This is a genomic window from Streptomyces rubellus (genome assembly GCF_036323805.1).
GTDB lineage: Bacteria > Actinomycetota > Actinomycetes > Streptomycetales > Streptomycetaceae > Streptomyces.
Genome location: NZ_JAZDCX010000005.1, coordinates 48,922 through 70,137, shown reverse-complemented (window position 1 = coordinate 70,137; position 21,216 = coordinate 48,922). Strand labels below are relative to the sequence as shown.

At 69.9% G+C, this 21,216-nt stretch carries 16 protein-coding genes; 11 read left to right on the top strand and 5 right to left on the bottom strand.

The annotated features are described in order from the left end of the window. Positions 1 to 7: 7 nt before the first annotated feature. From V1L54_RS07395 to V1L54_RS07380, 4 genes are all read right to left on the bottom strand, one after another. The gene (locus V1L54_RS07395) at positions 8 to 853 is read right to left on the bottom strand and encodes a succinate dehydrogenase/fumarate reductase iron-sulfur subunit (RefSeq protein WP_330117076.1); all 846 of its coding nucleotides are present in this window, start codon (positions 851 to 853) and stop codon (positions 8 to 10) included. Further along, positions 850 to 2,796: a fumarate reductase/succinate dehydrogenase flavoprotein subunit gene (locus V1L54_RS07390; RefSeq protein WP_330117075.1), complete on the bottom strand. Its 1,947-nt coding sequence runs from the start codon at positions 2,794 to 2,796 to the stop codon at positions 850 to 852. Before V1L54_RS07390 ends, V1L54_RS07395 begins: the two co-directional genes overlap by 4 nt. A gap of 81 nt (positions 2,797 to 2,877) precedes the next feature. After that, positions 2,878 to 3,699, bottom strand: a complete 822-nt coding sequence (gene sdhC / locus V1L54_RS07385; protein ID WP_330117074.1) for a succinate dehydrogenase subunit SdhC — start codon at positions 3,697 to 3,699, stop codon at positions 2,878 to 2,880. Between the two features lie 63 nt (positions 3,700 to 3,762). Next, a complete protein-coding gene (locus V1L54_RS07380; RefSeq protein ID WP_330117073.1) occupies positions 3,763 to 4,062 on the bottom strand; it encodes an Rv0250c family protein in 300 nt (99 codons plus the stop codon). Positions 4,063 to 4,311: 249 nt separating this feature from the next. Between V1L54_RS07380 and typA the strand changes: the two genes are divergently transcribed. From typA to V1L54_RS07325, 11 genes are all read left to right on the top strand, one after another. After that, positions 4,312 to 6,174: a translational GTPase TypA gene (gene typA / locus V1L54_RS07375; RefSeq protein WP_330117072.1), complete on the top strand. Its 1,863-nt coding sequence runs from the start codon at positions 4,312 to 4,314 to the stop codon at positions 6,172 to 6,174. A gap of 481 nt (positions 6,175 to 6,655) precedes the next feature. Beyond that, complete coding sequence (locus V1L54_RS07370; RefSeq protein WP_330117071.1) at positions 6,656 to 8,266, top strand: peptide ABC transporter substrate-binding protein; 1,611 nt, start codon at positions 6,656 to 6,658, stop codon at positions 8,264 to 8,266. Positions 8,267 to 8,405: 139 nt separating this feature from the next. Then, entirely contained in the window at positions 8,406 to 9,335 is a 930-nt protein-coding gene (locus V1L54_RS07365) for an ABC transporter permease (RefSeq protein ID WP_330117070.1), read from the top strand. Further along, on the top strand, positions 9,328 to 10,308 hold the full coding sequence (locus V1L54_RS07360; RefSeq protein ID WP_330117069.1) for an ABC transporter permease: 981 nt from the start codon (positions 9,328 to 9,330) through the stop codon (positions 10,306 to 10,308). Before V1L54_RS07365 ends, V1L54_RS07360 begins: the two co-directional genes overlap by 8 nt. 11 nt (positions 10,309 to 10,319) lie before the next feature. After that, the gene (locus V1L54_RS07355) at positions 10,320 to 11,372 is read left to right on the top strand and encodes an ABC transporter ATP-binding protein (protein WP_330117068.1); all 1,053 of its coding nucleotides are present in this window, start codon (positions 10,320 to 10,322) and stop codon (positions 11,370 to 11,372) included. Next, on the top strand, positions 11,365 to 12,528 hold the full coding sequence (locus tag V1L54_RS07350) for an ABC transporter ATP-binding protein (protein ID WP_330117067.1): 1,164 nt from the start codon (positions 11,365 to 11,367) through the stop codon (positions 12,526 to 12,528). Before V1L54_RS07355 ends, V1L54_RS07350 begins: the two co-directional genes overlap by 8 nt. Positions 12,529 to 12,763: 235 nt before the next feature. After that, positions 12,764 to 14,392, top strand: a complete 1,629-nt coding sequence (locus tag V1L54_RS07345) for a peptide ABC transporter substrate-binding protein (protein WP_330117066.1) — start codon at positions 12,764 to 12,766, stop codon at positions 14,390 to 14,392. 57 nt (positions 14,393 to 14,449) lie between these two features. After that, a complete protein-coding gene (locus tag V1L54_RS07340; protein ID WP_330117065.1) occupies positions 14,450 to 15,373 on the top strand; it encodes an ABC transporter permease in 924 nt (307 codons plus the stop codon). Continuing rightward, positions 15,366 to 16,427 carry an ABC transporter permease gene (locus V1L54_RS07335; protein ID WP_330117064.1) on the top strand — a complete coding sequence of 354 codons (1,062 nt, stop codon included), beginning with the start codon at positions 15,366 to 15,368 and terminating at the stop codon, positions 16,425 to 16,427. The genes V1L54_RS07340 and V1L54_RS07335 overlap by 8 nt, the downstream gene beginning before the upstream one ends. An 11-nt stretch (positions 16,428 to 16,438) precedes the next feature. After that, positions 16,439 to 17,497 (top strand): ABC transporter ATP-binding protein, encoded by a 1,059-nt coding sequence (locus V1L54_RS07330; RefSeq protein ID WP_330117063.1) that lies wholly within the window; start codon positions 16,439 to 16,441, stop codon positions 17,495 to 17,497. Then, a complete protein-coding gene (locus tag V1L54_RS07325) occupies positions 17,490 to 18,692 on the top strand; it encodes an ABC transporter ATP-binding protein (RefSeq protein ID WP_330117062.1) in 1,203 nt (400 codons plus the stop codon). The genes V1L54_RS07330 and V1L54_RS07325 overlap by 8 nt, the downstream gene beginning before the upstream one ends. Positions 18,693 to 18,749: 57 nt before the next feature. Here V1L54_RS07325 and V1L54_RS07320 read toward each other — a convergent pair whose 3' ends face one another. Then, positions 18,750 to 21,017 (bottom strand): S9 family peptidase, encoded by a 2,268-nt coding sequence (locus V1L54_RS07320; protein WP_330117061.1) that lies wholly within the window; start codon positions 21,015 to 21,017, stop codon positions 18,750 to 18,752. Positions 21,018 to 21,216: the final 199 nt, after the last annotated feature.

Below are 21,216 nucleotides of genomic sequence, written 5' to 3'. Positions count from 1 at the left end.
CCGCCGGTCAGCCGCGGCGGCGGCGGATCCTGCTGCCGAGCCAGACCAGCGGGTCGTACCTGCGGTCCGCCACCCGCTCCTTCATGGGGATCAGTGCGTTGTCGGTGATCTTGATCCCCTCCGGGCAGACCTCGGTGCAGCACTTGGTGATGTTGCAGTAGCCCAGCCCGTGCTCCTCCTGGGCGGTGGCCTGCCGGTCCAGGCCGTGCTCGCCCGCCGAGTCCAGCGGGTGCATGTCCAGCTCCGCGATGCGCATCAGATAGCGCGGGCCGGCGAACGCGGTCTTGTTCTCCTCGTGGTCGCGGACCACGTGGCAGGTGTTCTGGCACAGGAAGCACTCGATGCACTTGCGGAACTCCTGCGAGCGCCCGACGTCCTCCTGCGCCATCCGGTACTCGCCCGGCGCCAGCCCCTCGGGCGGTACGAAGGCGGGGATCTCGCGCGCCTTGGTGTAGTTGTAGCCCACGTCCGTCACCAGGTCCCGCAGGACGGGGAAGGCGCGCAGCGGGGTGACCGTGATCGTCTCGGCGCGGTCGAAGACCGACATCCGGGTCATGCACAGCAGCCGCGGGCGGCCGTTGATCTCCGCGCTGCACGAACCGCACTTGCCCGCCTTGCAGTTCCAGCGCACCGCCAGGTCCGGTGCCTGGGTCGCCTGGAGCCGGTGGATGATGTCGAGGACCACCTCGCCCTCGTTGACCTCGACGGTGAAGTCCTCCAGGGCGCCGCCGCCGGTGTCGCCCCGCCAGACGCGGAAGTGGGCCCGGTAGCCGCCGTCCGGTCCGTCCGGGTGCTCCCGGCCCCGGTCCTGGTCCCGCTCGTCCCGCTCCCGCTGCTCCCGACGCTCGCTCACTTGGCCGTCAGCTCCTCGTCCAGCTCCTCGTCGGTCAGGTACTTCTCCAGCTCCGCCTTCTCGAAGAGCGCGAGGAGGTCGGGGCGGATGGGCGGTGTCCCGTGGCGGGACAGGGCGATCCGGCCGCCGGAGGAGGGCGCCCGGTAGGACGCGTCCGCGGTGAGCGAGCACCGCAGGTTCACCCGGCGCCAGGCGCGGTCCATGCCCGGGTGGTCGTCGCGGGTGTGGCCGCCGCGGGACTCGGTGCGCTCCAGGGCGGCGCGGGCCACGCACTCGCTGACCAGCAGCATGTTGCGCAGGTCCAGGGCGAGGTGCCAGCCGGGGTTGAACTGCCGGTGCCCCTCCACCCGGACCCGCCCGGCCCGTTCCCACAGGCCGGTCAGCCGCCGCAGTGCCTCGGCCATCTCGCTCTCGCGGCGGATGATGCCGACGAGGTCGTTCATGGTCTGCTGCAGTTCCTGGTGGACGGTGTACGGGTTCTCCGCCGGCCCGCCGGGCCCCGCGCCGTCCGCGGTGCCGAACGGGCGCACCGCCTCGGCCACCGCGGCGTCGACGTCCTCGTCGGTGACGTCCGGCCGGTCGCCGACGGCCAGCGCCGCCGCGTACCGCGCCGCGTGGAGCCCGGCCCGGCGCCCGAAGACCAGCAGGTCGGACAGGGAGTTCCCGCCGAGCCGGTTGGAGCCGTGCATGCCGCCGGCCACCTCGCCCGCCGCGAACAGCCCCGGCACCCCGGTGGCCGCGGCGGTGTCGGGGTCCACGTCCACGCCGCCCATCACGTAGTGGCAGGTCGGGCCGACCTCCATCGGTTCCGCGGTGATGTCCACGTCCGCCAGCTCCTTGAACTGGTGGTACATCGACGGCAGCCGCCGCCGGATCACCTCGGCGGGCATCCGGGTGGACACGTCCAGGAACACCCCGCCGTGCGGGGAGCCGCGGCCCGCCTTGACCTCGGCGTTGATGGCGCGGGCCACCTCGTCGCGGGGCAGCAGCTCGGGCGGGCGGCGGTTGTTGTCCGGGTCCTCGTACCAGCGGTCGGCCTCGTCCTCGGTCTCGGCGTACTTGTCGCGGAAGACGTCCGGGACGTGGTCGAACATGAACCGGCGGCCCCCGCTGTCGCGCAGCACCCCGCCGTCGCCGCGCACCGACTCGGTGACGAGGATGCCCTTCACCGACGGCGGCCAGACCATGCCGGTCGGGTGGAACTGCACGAACTCCATGTTGACCAGCGGCGCACCGGCGAGCAGGGCCAGCGCGTGGCCGTCGCCGGTGTACTCCCAGGAGTTGGAGGTCACCTTGAACGACTTGCCGATGCCGCCGGTGGCCAGCACCACGGCCGGTGCCCGAAGGACGAAGAAGCGGCCCGACTCGCGCTCGTAGCCGAAGACGCCCGCCACCTTCCCGTCCCGTTTGAGGATCCGGGTGACCGTGCACTCCTGGAGGATCGCCAGCCGGGCCTCGTGGTCGCCGGAGAGGCGGAAGTCCTCCTGCTGGAGGGAGACCACCTTCTGCTGGAGGGTGCGGATCAGCTCCAGACCGGTGCGGTCGCCCACATGGGCCAGCCGGGGGTACTCGTGGCCGCCGAAGTTCCGCTGGGAGATCCGCCCGTCCGCCGTGCGGTCGAACAGCGCCCCCCAGGTCTCCAGCTCCCACACCCGCTCGGGGGCCTCCCGGGCGTGCAGCTCGGCCATCCGCCACTGGTTGAGGAACTTCCCGCCGCGCATGGTGTCGCGGAAGTGGACCTGCCAGTTGTCGCCCTCGTTGACGTTTCCCATGCTGGCGGCGATGCCGCCCTCGGCCATCACGGTGTGGGCCTTGCCGAAGAGGGACTTGCAGACCACGGCGGTCCGCAGCCCCTGCTCACGGGCCTCGATCGCGGCCCGCAGCCCGGCGCCGCCCGCCCCGACGATCACCACGTCCCACTGGTGGCGCGTCACGTGCGTCATCTTGTAGTGCATCCCTCTCGGCAGGTTCGGAGAACGGGCACGGGCGTCCGGCCTGCACCGGTGCCGGCCGGACGGGGTCCGTCAGAACAGACGGGGATCGTCGAACGCGCCCGTGGCCAGCAGATAGACGTACAGGTCGGTCAGCGCGATGCTGATCAGGGAGGCCCAGGCCAGCAGCATGTGCCGGGCGTTGAGCCGGCTGACCCAGCCCCACAGGCGGTACCGCACCGGGTGCCGGGAGAAGTGCCGCAGCCGGCCGCCGACGATGTGGCGGCAGGAGTGGCAGGAGATGGTGTAGGCCCAGATCAGCGCGATGTTGACCACGAAGAGCAGCGTGCCGAGTCCCATGTGGCCCCACTCGTACCCCGGGTCGCGGAAGGCGAGCAGGGTGTCGTAGGTGAGGATCAGGGCGATGACGACCGCGGCGTAGAAGAAGTAGCGGTGGACGTTCTGCAGGACCAGCGGGAAACGCGTCTCCCCGGTGTACCTCCGGTGCGGCTCGGCGACGGCGCAGGCGGGTGGCGAGGCCCAGAAGCCGCGGTAGTACGCCTTGCGGTAGTAGTAGCAGGTCAGCCGGAAGCCCAGCGGCAGGAACAGGAAGATCAGGGCCGGGGAGAGGGTCCACCAGTCGCCGAACAGGGCGAGGTTGGGGCCGGCCTCCATGGGCACGCAGTTCTCCGCCAGGCAGGGGGAGTAGAACGGCGAGACGTAGGGGGCCGCGTAGTAGTGGTCGTTCGCGAAGGCCCGCCAGGTGGAGTACACGACGAAGACGAGCAGTCCGGCGGCGGTGGCGGCCGGTCCGAGCCACCAGCGGTCCGTTCTCAGGTGCGGGGCCGTGATGGCGGCGCGTGTACCGCCGCGCACGCCGTGCCCGCTCCGGTGGGGTTCGGTGTCTGTGGCCAACGGTCTCTCCGGTGTCTCTCCGGTCGGGCGGGGCCGGGCGGACCCCGGCGGTACGGTCGTCGGTCAGCGGTCGCGGGCCGGCCGGTCGCGCGGCGCCCCGAGCCCCTCCTCCTCCGCGTCGGCCCACAGGGCGCGGTCGTACGGGGTGTCGGGGACGATCACGATCTCCCCGGGGGGCGCGTCCGCGGGCTGCCGCGGCACCGAGGCGCGGAGCAGGGAGAGGCTCTCGCGCAGATGGTCCGCGTCACTTCTGACCCGGCGGATCTCCAGCCCGCCGCCGACGTCCCGTTCCAGCCGGGCGACGGTGCGGACCAACTCGTCGAGGCAGCGCTGTGCTGCCGTCAGTTCGTCCTGCAACGACATGACGTGCCCACCTCCCAGGGGTGGCGCTGGCATGACCATGGGAGTGTCGCGCGTCACACTTGGCTTGTGAAGGGTGCGACGGCGGTTTTCCGGAAGAAGGAGGAAGATCCCGGCCGCGGGTGGACGCCGGCCCCGGCGACCCGGGCCCGTACCATGGGGTGACGAAGGCCGTGGCGATGACCAGCCCGGCGAGCGCGCGGCCGCACCGGCCGCGTCGCCATCCACGATCCCGGGAGAAGCACCCCCAGTATGCCCACGCGCCACGACATTCGTAACGTCGCCATCATCGCCCACGTCGACCACGGCAAGACCACCCTGGTGGACGCCATGCTCCGGCAGGCGGGCGCCTTCGCGGCCCACCAGCAGGTGGACGACCGTGTGATGGACTCCGGCGACCTGGAACGCGAGAAGGGCATCACCATTCTCGCCAAGAACACCGCCGTCAGGTACCACCCCAAGGGCGGCGAGCCCGTCACCATCAACATCATCGACACCCCCGGCCACGCCGACTTCGGCGGCGAGGTCGAGCGCGGCCTGTCCATGGTGGACGGGGTGGTGCTGCTGGTGGACGCCTCGGAGGGACCGCTGCCGCAGACCCGCTTCGTGCTGCGCAAGGCGCTCCAGGCCCGGCTGCCGGTCATCCTGTGCATCAACAAGACCGACCGCCCCGACGCCCGGATCGCCGAGGTCGTCGACGAGACCTACGGCCTCTTCCTGGACCTGGACGCGGACGAGGACCAGATCGAGTTCCCCATCGTCTACGCCTGTGCCCGGGACGGCGTGGCCTCGCTGACCAAGCCGGCGGACGGCACCGTACCGGCCGACAGCGACAGCCTGGAGCCGTTCTTCTCCACCCTGCTGGCGACGGTCCCGGCCCCGGTGTACGAGGCGGACACCCCGCTGCAGGCGCATGTCACCAACCTCGACGCCGACAACTTCCTCGGCCGCATCGCGCTGTGCCGGGTGAAGCAGGGCACCCTGCGCAAGGGGCAGACGGTGGCCTGGATGAAGCGTGACGGCTCGGTGCACAGTGTGCGGATCACCGAGCTGCTGATGACCGAGGGACTCACCCGCAAGCCCGCCGAGGAGGCGGGTCCCGGCGACATCTGCGCGGTCGCGGGCATCTCCGACATCATGATCGGCGAGACCCTGGCCGACCCGGAGACCCCGGTGGCGCTGCCGCTGATCACGGTGGACGAGCCGGCCATCTCGATGACGATCGGGACGAACACCTCGCCGCTGGTCGGCAAGGGCGGCAAGGGGCACAAGGTGACCGCCCGGCTGGTCAAGGACCGCCTCGACCGCGAGCTGATCGGCAACGTCTCGCTGCGGGTGCTGCCCACCGAGCGGCCCGACGCCTGGGAGGTGCAGGGCCGCGGCGAGCTGGCGCTGGCCATCCTGGTGGAGACCATGCGCCGGGAGGGCTTCGAGCTGACCGTGGGCAAGCCCGAGGTGGTCACCAAGGAGGTCGACGGGAAGGTGCACGAGCCGGTCGAGCGGATGACCATCGACGCGCCCGAGGAGCACCTGGGCGCGATCACCCAGCTGATGGCGTCCCGCAAGGGCCGGATGGAGACGATGACGAACCACGGCTCGGGCTGGGTCCGGATGGAGTTCGTGGTGCCCTCGCGCGGGCTGATCGGCTTCCGCACCGAGTTCCTGACCCAGACCCGCGGCACCGGCATCGCGCACAGCATCCACGAGGGGCACGAGCCGTGGTGCGGCGAGCTGCGCACCCGGGACAGCGGCTCGCTGGTCGCCGACCGGGCCGGGGTGGCGACGGCGTACGCGATGCTCAACCTCCAGGAGCGCGGCACGCTCTTCGTCGAGCCGGGCACCGAGGTGTACGAGGGCATGATCGTCGGGGAGAACTCCCGCTCCGACGACATGGACGTCAACATCACCAAGGAGAAGAAGCTCACCAACATGCGGGCGGCCGCCTCGGACACCACGGAGAACCTGGTGCCGCCGCGGAAGCTGTCGCTGGAGCAGTCCCTGGAGTTCTGCCGCGAGGACGAGTGCGTCGAGGTGACGCCGCAGAGCGTACGCATCCGCAAGGTCGCCCTGGACCAGAAGGAGCGCGCCCGCGCCGCCTCCCGCGCCAAGCGCTGAGCCGCCGCCCGGGTCGGCCCGGTCCGGACAGGCGCCGCACCTCCGTACGCGGAGGCGCGGCGCCTGTCCGCGTTCGGGGGTTACCGACCGGTTGGTTTCCGGTACGGTTGCGTTTACCACGACTGCGCTCCGTATATCGGTGAGCGCGAATCCGTCAAGCGATTTTACTCACATTGTGTCCGTAATGCGGAGTGCCTGTCCTGAAAGTCGTGCCAACCGTCCGGTTCGCGGGCGTCTGTAACGGATTGGTTTGTCCGAATTTCGGACATCAAGGTGTACGGGATGTGACCAAAACGAGACCCCTGGGCAGTGGTTTACGCGCGCTGATTGCCCAATAGTTGAGTGTCATCGAGCTCGGATCGAGGAGCGTGCGCACCGACCGCGCTGACTCGTGACAGCGGTTCCCGCCGAGGTCGGCCGAGCCGGCCGGAACGGCGGCGGACCGTCCGTACAGACAGTGGACTCCTGAGGAGGCATACCCATGCGCGGTGCCAAGAGCGCCAAATGGGTCGCAAGCGCGATAGTCGTGGCTCTGGCCGCGACCGCCTGCAGTGGCAGCGACAGCGGCGACACGTCGGACTCCGGCAAGGGCGACGGCTACGTCTCGATCGAGGTCGGTGAGCCGCAGAACGCCCCGATCCCCTCGGACACCAACGAGAGCAACGGCTCCTACCTGGTCAAGGCGCTCTTCACGCAGCTGCTGGAGTTCGACAACGAGGGCGAGATCGTCTACCTCAACGCCGAGTCGGTCGAGACCGAGGACTCCAAGACCTGGACGGTCAAGCTGAAGGACGGCTGGACCTTCCACAACGGCGAGAAGGTCACCGCCAAGTCCTACGTGGACACCTGGAACTGGGCCGCCAACATCAAGAACAACCAGAAGAACAGCTTCTGGTTCTCCGACATCGCCGGTTACGAGGACGTGCACCCCGAGAAGGGCGAGCCGACCGCCGAGACGATGTCCGGGCTGAAGGTCGTCGACGACCTCACCTTCACCATCGAGCTGAGCAAGCCGGTCCCGTACTTCGAGTACAAGATGGGCTACACCACCTGGGCCCCGCTGCCGAGCGTCGCCTTCGAGGACCCGAAGGCCTTCGGCGAGAAGCCGGTCGGCAACGGTCCCTACAAGTTCGAGAAGTGGGACCACAACAAGCTGTTCCAGGTCTCCGCCTACAAGGACTACAAGGGCGAGGACAAGGCCCACAACGACGGCATCAAGTTCGTCAACTACTCGACCGTCGAGGCCGCCTACCAGGAGCTGATCTCCGGCAACCTGGACATGGTCCGCACCATCGGCCCCAAGGACCTGCCGAAGTACAAGCAGGACCTGGGCGACCGCGCGATCGAGCAGCCGTACGCGGCGGTGCAGAGCATCGTCCCGGCCTACTACAGCAAGCCCTTCAAGGGCGTCGACCCCAAGGTCGTCCAGGGCCTGTCGATGGCGATCGACCGCGAGACGATCGCCAAGACCGTCCTCAACGGCACCCGTGAGCCGGCCACCAGCTTCACGCCGCCGCAGGTCAAGGGCAACCAGGACCTCGACACCCCGAGCCTGACGTTCGACCCGAAGCGGGCCAAGGAGCTCGTCGAGGAGGGCGGCGGCATCCCGGGCAACAAGATCTGGATCCAGTTCAACGCCGACGGCGGCCACGCCGAGTGGGTCACCGCGGTCTGCGAGAACATCCGCCAGAACACCGGTGTGGAGTGCATCCCGGACTCCAAGCCGGACTTCCAGACCGACCTGGACCTGCGCGACGCCAACAAGGTCAAGGGCATGTACCGCGGTGGCTGGGTGGCGGACTACCCGCTGAACGTCAACTTCATGCGGGAGCTCTACCACTCCAAGGCCGAGGCCAACAGCGGCCGCTTCTCCAACAAGGAGATCGACGCCCTGTTCGAGAAGGGCGACAGCGCCGCGAGCCTGGAGGAGTCGATCAAGCTCTACCAGGAGGCCGAGCAGAAGATGGCCGAGCTGATGCCCGCCATCCCGATGTTCAACTACAAGCTGAACGCCGGCTACAGCGACCGCGTCGAGAACGTGAAGGTCGACTGGCACGGCGACCTGGTGGTCAACGAGGTCACCGTCAAGTAGTCCGCCCGCGGTCCGTCCGCATCCGGCCAGCTCCGCCGCCCGCCTCCGTGCGAGGGCGGGCGGCGGAGGAGGCATCCGGGGGCCGTTTCCGCCACAGCGGGACGGCCCCTGGGGCCTGTCCGCAACCAATGGAGGAAACATGGGGCGCTATGTCGTACGGCGACTGCTCCAGATGATCCCGGTGTTCATCGGCTCGACACTGCTGATCTTCCTGATGATGTACAGCCTGCCAGGCGACCCCGTGCGCGCGCTGTACGGCGAGCAGGCCATCGACGAGGCCCAGATCGCCCAGATCAAGCAGGATCTCGGTCTGGACCTGCCGCTCTGGCAGCAGTACTGGAACTATCTGACCGGGCTCTTCCAGGGCGACTTCGGCACCCAGATCGCCAGCGGAAGACCGGTCGGCGACATCATCGCCGACGCCCTCCCGGTGACGATCCGGCTGGCGCTGTTCGCCTTCACCTTCGTGGTGCTCGTCGGCATCTCCCTCGGCGTGATCGCCGGTCTGAAGGCCGACACGCTGCTCGACCGGGGCATGCTGGTCTTCACGCTGCTGCTGATCTCGGTGCCCTCGTTCGTGCTCGGCTACGGTGCCCAGTTCGTCTTCGCGTTCAAACTGGGCGTCGCCACACCGACGGTGCGCAACTCGGAGGACTTCAGCGAACTGCTGATGCCGGCGATCGTGCTGGCCGCGCTGTCGCTGGCCTATGTGGTACGGCTCACCCGCACCTCCATCGCGGAGAACCTGCGCTCCGACTACATCCGCACCGCCATCGCCAAGGGGCTCCCGCGACGCCGGGTGGTCGGAGTCCACCTGCTGCGCAACTCGCTGATCCCGGTGGTGACCTTCCTGGGCACCGACCTGGGAGCGCTGCTGAGCGGTGCGATCGTCACCGAGGGCATCTTCAACGTCCAGGGCATCGGTGACGCCGTCTACGAGGCGCTGATCCAGCGCGAGGGCTCGACCGTGGTCGGCATCGCGAGTCTGATCGTCATCATCTACCTCTGCGCCAGCCTGATCGTCGACCTGCTCTACGCGGTACTGGACCCGAGGATCCGCTATGCCTGATCTGACCAAGAAGACCGAACCGGTGACGGGACCCCGGGTCCCCGCCGCACCCGCCTCGCTGGCGGTGGAGCCCGACAAGGGAGTCGGCAGCCTGGGCGGTACGGTCGGCAAGCCGCGCAGCCTGTGGTCCGACGCCTGGTACGACCTGCGCCGCAACCCGCTCTTCGTGTTCTCCGCCGTCATCATCGCGCTCCTGATGGTGATGGTCGCCTGGCCGGGGCTGTTCACCAGCGCCTCGCCGCGCTACGGCGACCTGACGAACCACTACCTCCAGGAGCCGGAGCTCACCCACTTCTTCGCGCCCGAGTGGCTGGGCTACGACGGGCAGGGCCGCAGCATCTACGCCCGCGTCGTGTACGGCGCCCGCGCCTCGGTGCTCGTCGGTGTCTCCGTGACCCTGCTGGTCACCGTCTTCGGCGGTCTGGTCGGCATGCTGGCCGGCTACTTCGGCGGCATCCTCGACAGCCTGCTGTCGCGCGTCATCGACACCTTCGCCGGCATCCCCTTCCTGCTCGGCGCCATGGTCGTCCTCAGCGTCTTCGACGTGCGCACCGTCTGGATCGTCACCCTGGCGCTGGCGTTCCTCGGCTGGACCCAGGTCGCCCGTGTCGCGCGCGGCTCGGTGATCTCGGTCAAGGGGGCGGACTACGTGCAGGCCGCCCGGGCCCTGGGCGCCGGCACCCGCCGCATCCTGCTGCGCCATGTGCTGCCGAACGCCGTCGCGCCGGTGATCGTGGTCGCCACCATCGCGCTCGGCGGCTACATCGCGGCCGAGGCGACCCTGTCCTATCTGGGCATCGGCCTGTCCGAGCCGACGGTCTCCTGGGGCGGCGACGTCTCCCGGGGCAAGGACCAGTTGCGGAACGCGCCGTTCGTCCTGCTGTCCCCCGCCGTGATGGTCTCCATCACGGTGCTGGCGTTCATCATGCTCGGCGACGCCGTGCGCAACGCCCTCGATCCGAAGCTGCGCTGAGGGAGGCGTACGTGACCACCATCGACAAGACCGAGTACGTACCGGAGCCGGAGACCGGCAGCGGCGGGCCGCTGCTGGAGGTCCGCGACCTGCATGTGGAGTTCCACACCCGGGACGGTGTCGCCAAGGCGGTCAACGGGGTGAACTACTCGGTGTCCGCCGGGGAGACGCTGGCGGTGCTGGGGGAGTCGGGGTCGGGGAAGTCGGTGACCGCGCAGGCGGTCATGGGGATCCTCGACATGCCGCCGGGCCGGATCCCGAAGGGGGAGATCTTCTTCCAGGGCCGGGACCTGCTGAAGCTGCCGGAGGAGGAGCGGCGCCGGGTGCGGGGACGGAAGATCTCGATGATCTTCCAGGACGCGTTGTCGGCGTTGAATCCGGTGTACAGCGTGGGTTTTCAGTTGGGGGAGATGTTCCGGGTCCATCGTGGGCTTTCGCGGAGGGAGGCGAAGGCGAAGGCGGTGGAGTTGATGGACCGGGTGCGGATTCCGGCGGCGCGGGCGCGGGTGAATGATTATCCGCATCAGTTCTCGGGGGGTATGCGGCAGCGGATCATGATTGCGATGGCGTTGGCGCTGGAGCCGGATCTGATCATCGCGGACGAGCCGACGACGGCGCTGGATGTGACGGTGCAGGCCCAGGTGATGGAGCTGCTGGCGGAGTTGCAGCGGGAGTATCACATGGGGTTGATCCTGATCACGCATGATCTGGGGGTGGTGGCGGATGTGGCGGACAAGATCGCGGTGATGTACGCGGGGCGGATCGTGGAGACGGCTCCGGTGCACGAGTTGTACGAGCGTCCGGCGCATCCGTATACGCGGGGTCTGCTGGATTCGATTCCGCGGCTGGATCACAAGGGGCGGGAGTTGTACGCGATTCAGGGGCTGCCGCCGAGTCTGACGAGCATTCCGTCCGGGTGTGCGTTCAATCCGCGGTGTCCGCGGGCGCGGGAGGTGTGCCGGGTGGATGTGCCGCCGTTGTACCGGGTGACCGAGTCGGACGGCACCGAGCTTGCCGGGCGCCGCAGTGCCTGCCACTTCTGGGAGGAGACCATCCATGGCTGAGATCAGGAAGAGTGACGAGGCCGTGGTGGAGGGCGCCTCCGCCGACCGTGCGCCGGACTCCGCCGTGGCGGGGGAGGCCGCGGTGGCGGGGGAGGCCGCGGTGGCCGCCGTCGGGAAGCCGGCCGGGCGGGGCGAGCCGGTTCTTGAGGTGCGGGGGTTGGTGAAGCATTTTCCTCTGACGCGGGGTGTGGTGTTCCGGCGTCAGGTGGGTGCGGTGCGGGCGGTGGATGATGTGTCGTTCGCGTTGTTCCAGGGGGAGACGCTGGGGATCGTCGGTGAGTCGGGGTGTGGCAAGTCGACGGTGGCGAAGTTGTTGATGGGGCTGGAGCGGCCGACGGCGGGGGAGATCCGGTACAAGGGTGAGGACATCACGCGGTTGTCGGGTCGGGCGTTGAAGGCGGTGCGGCGGAACATTCAGATGGTGTTCCAGGATCCGTATACGTCGTTGAATCCGCGGATGACGGTGGGGGATATCGTCGGGGAGCCGTTCGATATTCATCCGGAGGTGGCGCCGCGGGGGGATCGGCGGCGGCGGGTGCGGGAGCTGTTGGATGTGGTGGGGTTGAATCCGGAGTACATCAACCGGTATCCGCATCAGTTCTCGGGTGGGCAGCGGCAGCGGATCGGGATCGCGCGGGGGTTGGCGCTGAATCCTGAGGTGATCATCTGTGATGAGCCGGTCTCGGCGTTGGATGTGTCGGTGCAGGCGCAGGTGGTGAATCTGATGGAGCGGCTGCAGGAGGAGTTCGATCTGTCGTACATCTTCATCGCGCATGATCTGTCGATCGTGCGGCATATCTCGGATCGGGTGGGGGTGATGTATCTGGGGAAGATGGCGGAGGTCGGTACGGATGTGGAGATCTATGATCATCCGACGCATCCGTATACGCAGGCGTTGCTCTCGGCGGTGCCGCAGCCGGATCCGCGGGGGCGGGAGCGGCGGGAGCGGATCATTCTGTCGGGGGATGTGCCCTCGCCGGCGGATCCGCCGTCGGGGTGTCGTTTCCGTACCCGGTGCTGGAAGGCGCAGGAGCGGTGTGCGCAGGAGGTGCCGCTGCTGGCGGTGCCCGAGCGCTTCGCCGGCAGCGACTCCCCGGCCGCGCATCCCTCCGCCTGCCACTTCGCCGAGGAGAAGGACGTGGTGCACGCCGCCTGAGACGCGGCGCGGCGCCCGAACCACCGCCGGGGCGCCCGGACCGACCGGTCCGGGCGCCCCGGCGCATGTGTGCGCCCCGGGGCCGCGCACACACCTCCCGGCGGGGGCGGCCGTCCGGCATCCGGGGGGTTCTCCGGGCGCACTCCGCGTATCCGCCCGGGTGTACGGGAAAATGGTGTCGATGGGGTGATATGGGTCTTATGGGAAGAAAAGCCGGGACCCAGGGAGACACCTCATGCGCCGAACCAAACGGTTCACCGGGGCCATCGCGGCAGTGGCGTTCCTGGCCGCGCCGGCCACCGCCTGCGGCAGCGGGGAGGCCGACAGTGCCGGGAACGGAGTGGTACGGGCCTCGTGGGGCGACCCGCAGCATCCGCTGGAACCCGCGAACACCAACGAGGTGCAGGGCGGCAAGGTCCTCGACATGATCTTCCGGGGCCTCAAGCGCTACGACCCCGAGACCGGCGAGGCGGTGAACGCCGTGGCCGAGTCGATCGAGACCGAGGACCAGCAGAACTTCACGGTCACCCTCAGGAAGGGCTGGAAGTTCGGCGACGGCACACCGGTCACGGCGAGCTCCTTCGTGGACGCCTGGAACTACGGCGCCCTGGTCACCAACAACCAGATCAACTCGTACTTCTTCCAGTACATCGAGGGCTACGACGAGGTCCACCCGGCGGACGAGGGCGCGAAGCCGACGGCCGAGACCATGTCCGGACTGAAGGCGCTGAGCGACTACGTCTTCACGGTGCGGCTCAGCCAGAAGTTCTCCCTGTGGCCCCAGACCCTCGGCTACAACGCCTACGCGCCGCTGCCCGAGTCCTTCTTCGAGGACCGCGAGGCATGGCTGGAGAAACCGGTCGGCAACGGCCCGTACAAGATCGACTCGTACTCCCGGGGCCAGGTCATGCGCCTGTCCCGGAACGAGGACTACAGCGGTACGGACAAGGCCCGGAACGAGGGCGTGGAACTGCGGGTCTACACCGACAGCAACACCGCCTACACCGACCTCCAGGCCGGCAACCTCGACATCGCCGACGACATCCCCGCCTCCCAGCTCAAGAACGCCGAACGGGACCTGGACGGCCGCTACGTCAACCAGCCCGCCGGCATCATCCAGACCCTGAGCTTCCCCCTCTACCGCAAGGAGTGGCAGGGCGAGGACGCGCGCAAGGTCCGCCAGGGCCTGTCCATGGCGATCGACCGGAAGTCGATCACCGAGCGGATCTACCACGGCACCCGCGTCCCGGCCACCGACCTCACCTCGCCCGTGCTCGGCCCCGACGGCGGCTACGCCGAAGGGCTGTGCGGACAGACCTGCGACTACGACCCCGAGCGGGCCAGGAGACTCATCGAGGAGGCGGGCGGACTGCCCGGCGGAAGCGTGACCCTCACCTCCAACGTGGACGCCGGCTCGCACCGCCAGTGGATGGACGCCGTCTGCAACAGCATCAAGAACGTCCTGGACGACCGCGGCGCCTGCCGGGTCAAGCCGGTGGGCACCTTCGCCGACTACCGCAAGGACGTCGTCGCCGAGGAGATGACCGGCATGTTCCGCACCGGCTGGCAGATGGACTACCCGCTGATCCAGAACTTCCTCCAGCCGCTGTACTACACGAACGCCTCCTCCAACGACTCCGGATACAGCAGCGAGAAGTTCGACGAGCTGCTCGACCGGGCCAACGCGGTCAACGGGAAGGAGGCGGTCGACCTCTTCCGGGAAGCGGAGAAGCTCCTGCTGCGGGACCTCCCGGCCGTCCCGCTGTGGTACCAGAACGGCACCGCCGGCTACTCCGACCGGGTGCGCGACGTCAAGCTCAACGCCTTCTCCGTCCCCGTCTTCACCGACATCGAGGTCGTCTGACGCCCCCTCCCGTCGGCGATCCGCCCGACGGGACCCGCCCGACGAGGAGGCACCCCAGTGGGGCGCTACGTCATCCGCCGACTGCTCCAGATGGTCCCGGTGTTCACCGGGACCACCCTCCTGATCTTCGTGATGGTCTACGCGCTGGGCGACCCGGTCGCCGGCCTCTTCGGCGACCGGGCCCCCGACCCGGCCACCGCCGCCCGGCTGCGCGCCGAGTTCCACCTCGACAAACCGCTGTGGCAGCAGTACCTGCTCTACCTCGGAAAGATCTTCGGCGGCGACTTCGGCACCGCCTTCAACGGCCGGCCCGTCGTCGACCTGATGGTCACCGCGCTTCCGGTCACCATGCGGCTGATGCTGGTCGCGATCGTCATCGAGATCGTGATCGGCATCCTGCTCGGGGTGGTGTGCGGGCTGCGCCGGGGCCGTGCCGTGGACACCTCGGTGCTGCTGCTGACCCTGGTGGTGATCTCCGTCCCGACCTTCGTCACCGGTGCCACCCTGCAGTTCCTGCTGGGCGTGAAGTGGCCGCTGACCAGCCCGGCCGTCAGCTCGCAGGCCACGTTCGGCGAACTGCTGCTGCCGGGCACGGTCCTGGCGCTGGTCTCGCTGGCCTACATCGCCCGGCTCACCCGCACCTCGGTCGCCGAGAACACCCGGGCCGACCACGTCCGCACGGCGCGGGCCAAGGGCCTGCCGGAGCGCCGGGTGGTCACCCACCACCTGCTGCGCAACTCGCTGATCCCGGTGATCACCTTCCTCGGCGCAGATGTCGGCAGCCTGATGGCCGGGGCCCTGGTCACCGAACGGATCTTCAACATCCAGGGCGTCGGCTACCAGCTCTACCAGGGCGTCCTGCGCCAGAACTCCCCGACAGTGGTCGGCTTCGTGACGATCCTCGTCCTCGTCTTCCTGCTGGCCAACCTGCTCGTGGACCTCCTCTACGCCGTGCTCGACCCGAGGATCCGGTATGCCTGAACCACGCTTCGGCCCGCTGCCCGACGGCCCGCCCGCGCCCGGCCCGCCCGCCGCCGGCGCGAGCGTCACCCTGAACCCGGGGGCCGCCGGGACCGACCCCGCCGCGGGCCGTCCGGCCGGGCACGGACCGGGCGGCCGCGGCGGCGGCCGGAGCGGACGGCGGCGGCCGCGGGGAGCGCACCGCAGGAAGGGGCGCCGGGGGGAGGCCCGCAGTCTGTGGTCGGACGCCTGGTACGACCTGCGCCGCAACCCGGTCTTCCTGGTCTCGGCCCTGTTGATCCTCTTCCTGGTGACCGTCTCCCTGTGGCCCGGTCTGCTCACCGACCGCGATCCCCTCTCGTGCGATCTGGGCAGATCGCTCGGCGGCCCCGTCCCGGGCCACTGGTTCGGGTTCGACGCCCAGGGCTGCGACGTCTACGCCCGCACCGTGTACGGCGCCCGCGCCTCCATCGCGGTCGCCGTGTGCGCCACGCTGGGGACCGCGCTCGTCGGCGGGACGCTGGGCGGTCTGGCCGGGTTCTTCGGCGGCTGGACGGACGGCCTCCTCTCCCGGCTCACCGACGTCTTCTTCGGCATCCCGATCGTCCTCGGCGGCCTGGTCTTCCTGGCCATGATCAAGGCCGCCGGGATCTGGCCGGTCGTCCTGGTGATCGTGCTGCTGGGCTGGCCGCAGGTGGCCAGGATCGCGCGCGGCTCGGTGGTCTCGGTCAAGGAGGCGGATTATGTGCAAGCCGCCCGGGCGCTGGGCGCCGGCAGCGGGCGGGTGCTGCTGCGCCACGTGCTGCCGAACGCCGTCGCGCCGGTGATCGTGGTCGCCACCATCGCGCTGGGCACCTACGTGGCGCTGGAGGCCACCCTGAGCTTCCTGGGCATCGGGCTCCAGCCGCCGACCGTCTCCTGGGGAGTGGCCATCTCCAACGCCTCCGACGGCATGCAGTTCCGCAACGCGCCCCACATCCTGCTCTATCCGGCCGCCGCGCTGAGCGTCACGGTGCTGGCGTTCATCATGCTCGGCGACGCCGTGCGCGACGCCCTCGATCCGAAGCTGCGCTGAGGGAGGCGTACGTGACCACCATCGACGAGACCGCCCCGGTCCCGGGGAGGGAAACCGGCGGCGGGGACGGCGGGCCGCTGCTGGAGGTCCGCGACCTGCACGTGGAGTTCGCGTCACGGGACGGCCTGGTGAGGGCGGTCAACGGGGTGGACTGCTCGGTGTCCGCCGGGGAGACGCTGGCGGTGCTGGGGGAGTCGGGGTCGGGGAAGTCGGTGACCGCGCAGGCGGTCATGGGGATCCTCGACATGCCGCCGGGCCGGATCTCCAGGGGGGAGGTCCTCTTCCGGGGACGGGACCTGCTGGGGATGACCGAGGACGAACGGCGCAGAATCCGCGGTTCCCGTATCTCGATGATCTTCCAGGACGCGTTGTCGGCGTTGAATCCGGTGTACAGCGTGGGTTTTCAGTTGGGGGAGATGTTCCGGGTCCATCGTGGGCTTTCGCGGAGGGAGGCGAAGGCGAAGGCGGTGGAGTTGATGGACCGGGTGCGGATTCCGGCGGCGCGGGCGCGGGTGAATGATTATCCGCATCAGTTCTCGGGGGGTATGCGGCAGCGGATCATGATTGCGATGGCGTTGGCGCTGGAGCCGGATCTGATCATCGCGGACGAGCCGACGACGGCGCTGGATGTGACGGTGCAGGCCCAGGTGATGGAGCTGCTGGCGGAGTTGCAGCGGGAGTATCACATGGGGTTGATCCTGATCACGCATGATCTGGGGGTGGTGGCGGATGTGGCGGACAAGATCGCGGTGATGTACGCGGGGCGGATCGTGGAGACGGCTCCGGTGCACGAGTTGTACGAGCGTCCGGCGCATCCGTATACGCGGGGTCTGCTGGATTCGATTCCGCGGCTGGATCACAAGGGGCGGGAGTTGTACGCGATTCAGGGGCTGCCGCCGAGTCTGACGAGCATTCCGTCCGGGTGTGCGTTCAATCCGCGGTGTCCGCGGGCGCGGGAGGTGTGCCGGGTGGATGTGCCGCCGTTGTACCGGGTGACCGAGTCGGACGGCACCGAGCTTGCCGGGCGCCGCAGTGCCTGCCACTTCTGGGAGGAGACCATCCATGGCTGAGATCAGGAAGAGTGACGAGGCCGTGGTGGAGGGCGCCTCCGCCGACCGTGCGCCGGACTCCGCCGTGGCGGGGGAGGCCGCGGTGGCGGGGGAGGCCGCGGTGGCCGCCGTCGGGAAGCCGGCCGGGCGGGGCGAGCCGGTTCTTGAGGTGCGGGGGTTGGTGAAGCATTTTCCTCTGACGCGGGGTGTGGTGTTCCGGCGTCAGGTGGGTGCGGTGCGGGCGGTGGATGATGTGTCGTTCGCGTTGTTCCAGGGGGAGACGCTGGGGATCGTCGGTGAGTCGGGGTGTGGCAAGTCGACGGTGGCGAAGTTGTTGATGGGGCTGGAGCGGCCGACGGCGGGGGAGATCCGGTACAAGGGTGAGGACATCACGCGGTTGTCGGGTCGGGCGTTGAAGGCGGTGCGGCGGAACATTCAGATGGTGTTCCAGGATCCGTATACGTCGTTGAATCCGCGGATGACGGTGGGGGATATCGTCGGGGAGCCGTTCGATATTCATCCGGAGGTGGCGCCGCGGGGGGATCGGCGGCGGCGGGTGCGGGAGCTGTTGGATGTGGTGGGGTTGAATCCGGAGTACATCAACCGGTATCCGCATCAGTTCTCGGGTGGGCAGCGGCAGCGGATCGGGATCGCGCGGGGGTTGGCGCTGAATCCTGAGGTGATCATCTGTGATGAGCCGGTCTCGGCGTTGGATGTGTCGGTGCAGGCGCAGGTGGTGAATCTGATGGAGCGGCTGCAGGAGGAGTTCGATCTGTCGTACATCTTCATCGCGCATGATCTGTCGATCGTGCGGCATATCTCGGATCGGGTGGGGGTGATGTATCTGGGGAAGATGGCGGAGGTCGGTACGGATGTGGAGATCTATGATCATCCGACGCATCCGTATACGCAGGCGTTGCTCTCGGCGGTGCCGCAGCCGGATCCGCGGGGGCGGGAGCGGCGGGAGCGGATCATTCTGTCGGGGGATGTGCCCTCGCCGGCGGATCCGCCGTCGGGGTGTCGTTTCCGTACCCGGTGCTGGAAGGCGCAGGAGCGGTGTGCGCAGGAGGTGCCGCTGCTGGCGGTGCCCGAGCGCTTCGCCGGCAGCGACTCCCCGGCCGCGCATCCCTCCGCCTGCCACTTCGCCGAGGAGAGGAACGCAGCGAGGGAGAACGCCGCGGAGGAGAACGCGGCGGTGGGCCCGTCCGCGCCGTAGGGCCCGGGACGCACCGCCGCGGCGGTGCGGCGGCACGCCCCGGTGCGGACGGAGCCCTCAGACCACGCCCAGCGACCGCTTGAGGAAGGCCACCTGGAGCAGCAGCAGGTTCTCCGCGACCTGTTCCTGCGGGGTCATGTGCGTCACCCCGGACAGCGGCAGCACCTCGTGCGGGCGGCCCGCGGCCAGCAGCGCCGAGGACAGCCGCAGGGTGTGGGCGGCCACCACGTTGTCGTCCGCCAGACCGTGCACGATCATCAGCGGCCGGTGGGTCTCGGCCGGTGCGGACAACCCCTCGTCGGTGACAAGGGAGTTGGCCGCGTACACCGCCGGCCGCTCGTCGGGCAGGCCCAGGTAGCGCTCGGTGTAGTGGGTGTCGTACAGCCGCCAGTCCGTCACGGGCGCGCCCGCCACGGCCGCGTGGAAGACGTCCGGGCGGCGCAGGACGGCCAGCGCCGCCAGATAGCCGCCGTAGGACCAGCCGCGGATGCCGACCCGGTCCAGGTCCAGCGGATGGCTCCCGGCGAGCGCGTGCAGCGCCTCGACCTGGTCCTCCAGGGTGACGCCGGCCAGGTCGCCGGCGACCGCCTTCTCCCAGCCGGGGGAGTGCCCGGGGGTGCCGCGGCCGTCCGCGACCACCACGGCGAACCCCTGGTCGGCGAACCACTGCGAGGTCAGGTACGCGTTGTGCGCGGCCACCACGCGCTGGCCGTGCGGTCCGCCGTAGGGGTCCATCAGCACCGGCAGCGGCCCGTCGCCGTCCCGGTGGCCGGCGGGCAGCAGCACGGCGGTGGGGATGCCCCGCGCGCCCGCCCGCAGCAGCCGGGGACGGGCGGTCAGCACCGGCTTCTCGGTGTGGGAGGCGAGGACCGCCAGCGGGGTGGGGGCGCCCTTGCCGCTCTCGGGCAGGCGCAGCGCCTCGACCAGCGCGCCCGGACGGTCCGGGACGGCGGTGGACAGCACCACCGTCTCGCCGCCGCGGACGGCGGAGGCGAGGTGCCCCGCGTCCTCCGGGACCCCGGACACCCCCGAGACCCGCTCCCAGCCGCCCTGGTCGCCGCTGCCGCGGAACCAGGCCCGGTACACGGCGATCTCGCCCACCGGGACGTCACCGGGGGCGTCCGGACCGGCGGAGGCGGAGAACAGCACGTCCTCCTCGCCGATGTCCAGCACGGCCCGCACGTGCAGCGCGGCGGAGGTGAGCGGGCGGTCCCCGACCAGCAGCACCCGGGCCCCGCCCTCGTCCGCGATCCGCACCAGCCGCCCGTCGGGCGTCCACGCGGGCACCCCGGGGAACAGCTCCAGCCACGCCGGGTCCTCGTCCGCGTGCAGCGGCGCGGTGCGGCCGGTGGCGGTGTCCACCGTCAGGTACAGCTGATCGCGCTGGTCCCGGGACTGGACGAGCAGCAGGGGCGGTCCGGCGGCGGACCAGTGGACGCGCGCCAGGTACGGGTAGCGGGCCCGGTCCCAGACCACCTCGGTACGGCCGGATGCCCCGGCGTCCGCGGTGCTCCCGGCGTTCGCGGTGTCCCCGAGGTCCAGCAGGTGGAGCGTCACCTCGGCGTTGGGCGTGCCGGCGGCCGGATAGGCGACCTCGGCGGGCTCGCTGCCCGGGTTGGCCGGGTCGGTGATCCACCAGCGCCGCACGGCCGAGTCGTCCACCCGGGCGGCCAGCAGCCGGGTGCCGTCGGGTGACCACCAGAAGCCGCGGAGGCGGTCCATCTCCTCGGCCGCGACGAACTCCGCCAGCCCCCAGGTCGTACGGCGGCCCGCCCCGGTCTCCTCGGGCTCCGCCAGCACCCGGTCGGCGCCGCCGTCCCGGAGGCCGTCCGGACCGTCCGGGCCGGTGACCCGCAACGCGCCGTCCACCACATAGGCGATCCGCCGTCCGTCGGGGGAGGGGCGGGGATCCACCACCGGGGTGGGCACGGGCAGTTCGCGTACGGCCCCGGTCCGCAGGTCGGCGGTGAACAGCCGCCCCGACAGGGCGAAGGCCGCCGTCTCCACCGCGGCGTCGGTCGCGTAGCCGACCACCCCGGCCGATCCCTCGCGGCTCCGCTCGCGCCGGGCGCGCTCCTCGGGCGAGAGCTCCTCGTCCGCCCCGCCGAGCAGCTCCGCCGGATCGGCCACCAGGCGCTCCCCGGCGGCTTCCGGACCACCGTCCGGGGTGAGGTCCAGCACCCACAGGCGGTTCGCCCGGTCGGTGCCGCCGGCGGAGCGGAGGAAGACGGCCCGGGAGCCGTCCGGCGCCACGGTGAACGCGCGCGGCGCGCCCAGGGTGAAGCGCTGCGTTCTGGCGTACTGGCGTGGAAACGACATGACCATGGGCCGAGCGTACGGTGTCCCGGTCACCGGCCACAGCGGGTGACGTGGCCAAGGTCACATGGCCGTGCGCCCCTCTTCTGCACCCGTGCACCGATCCGTGCCGTCTAACGGAAAGTTATGATCCGTTGCGCATGGTTCGCGACGGGGTATGCACTTCCTGGCACTTCCTGTCGCACGCCTGTCGCAATGAGTCCTGTCC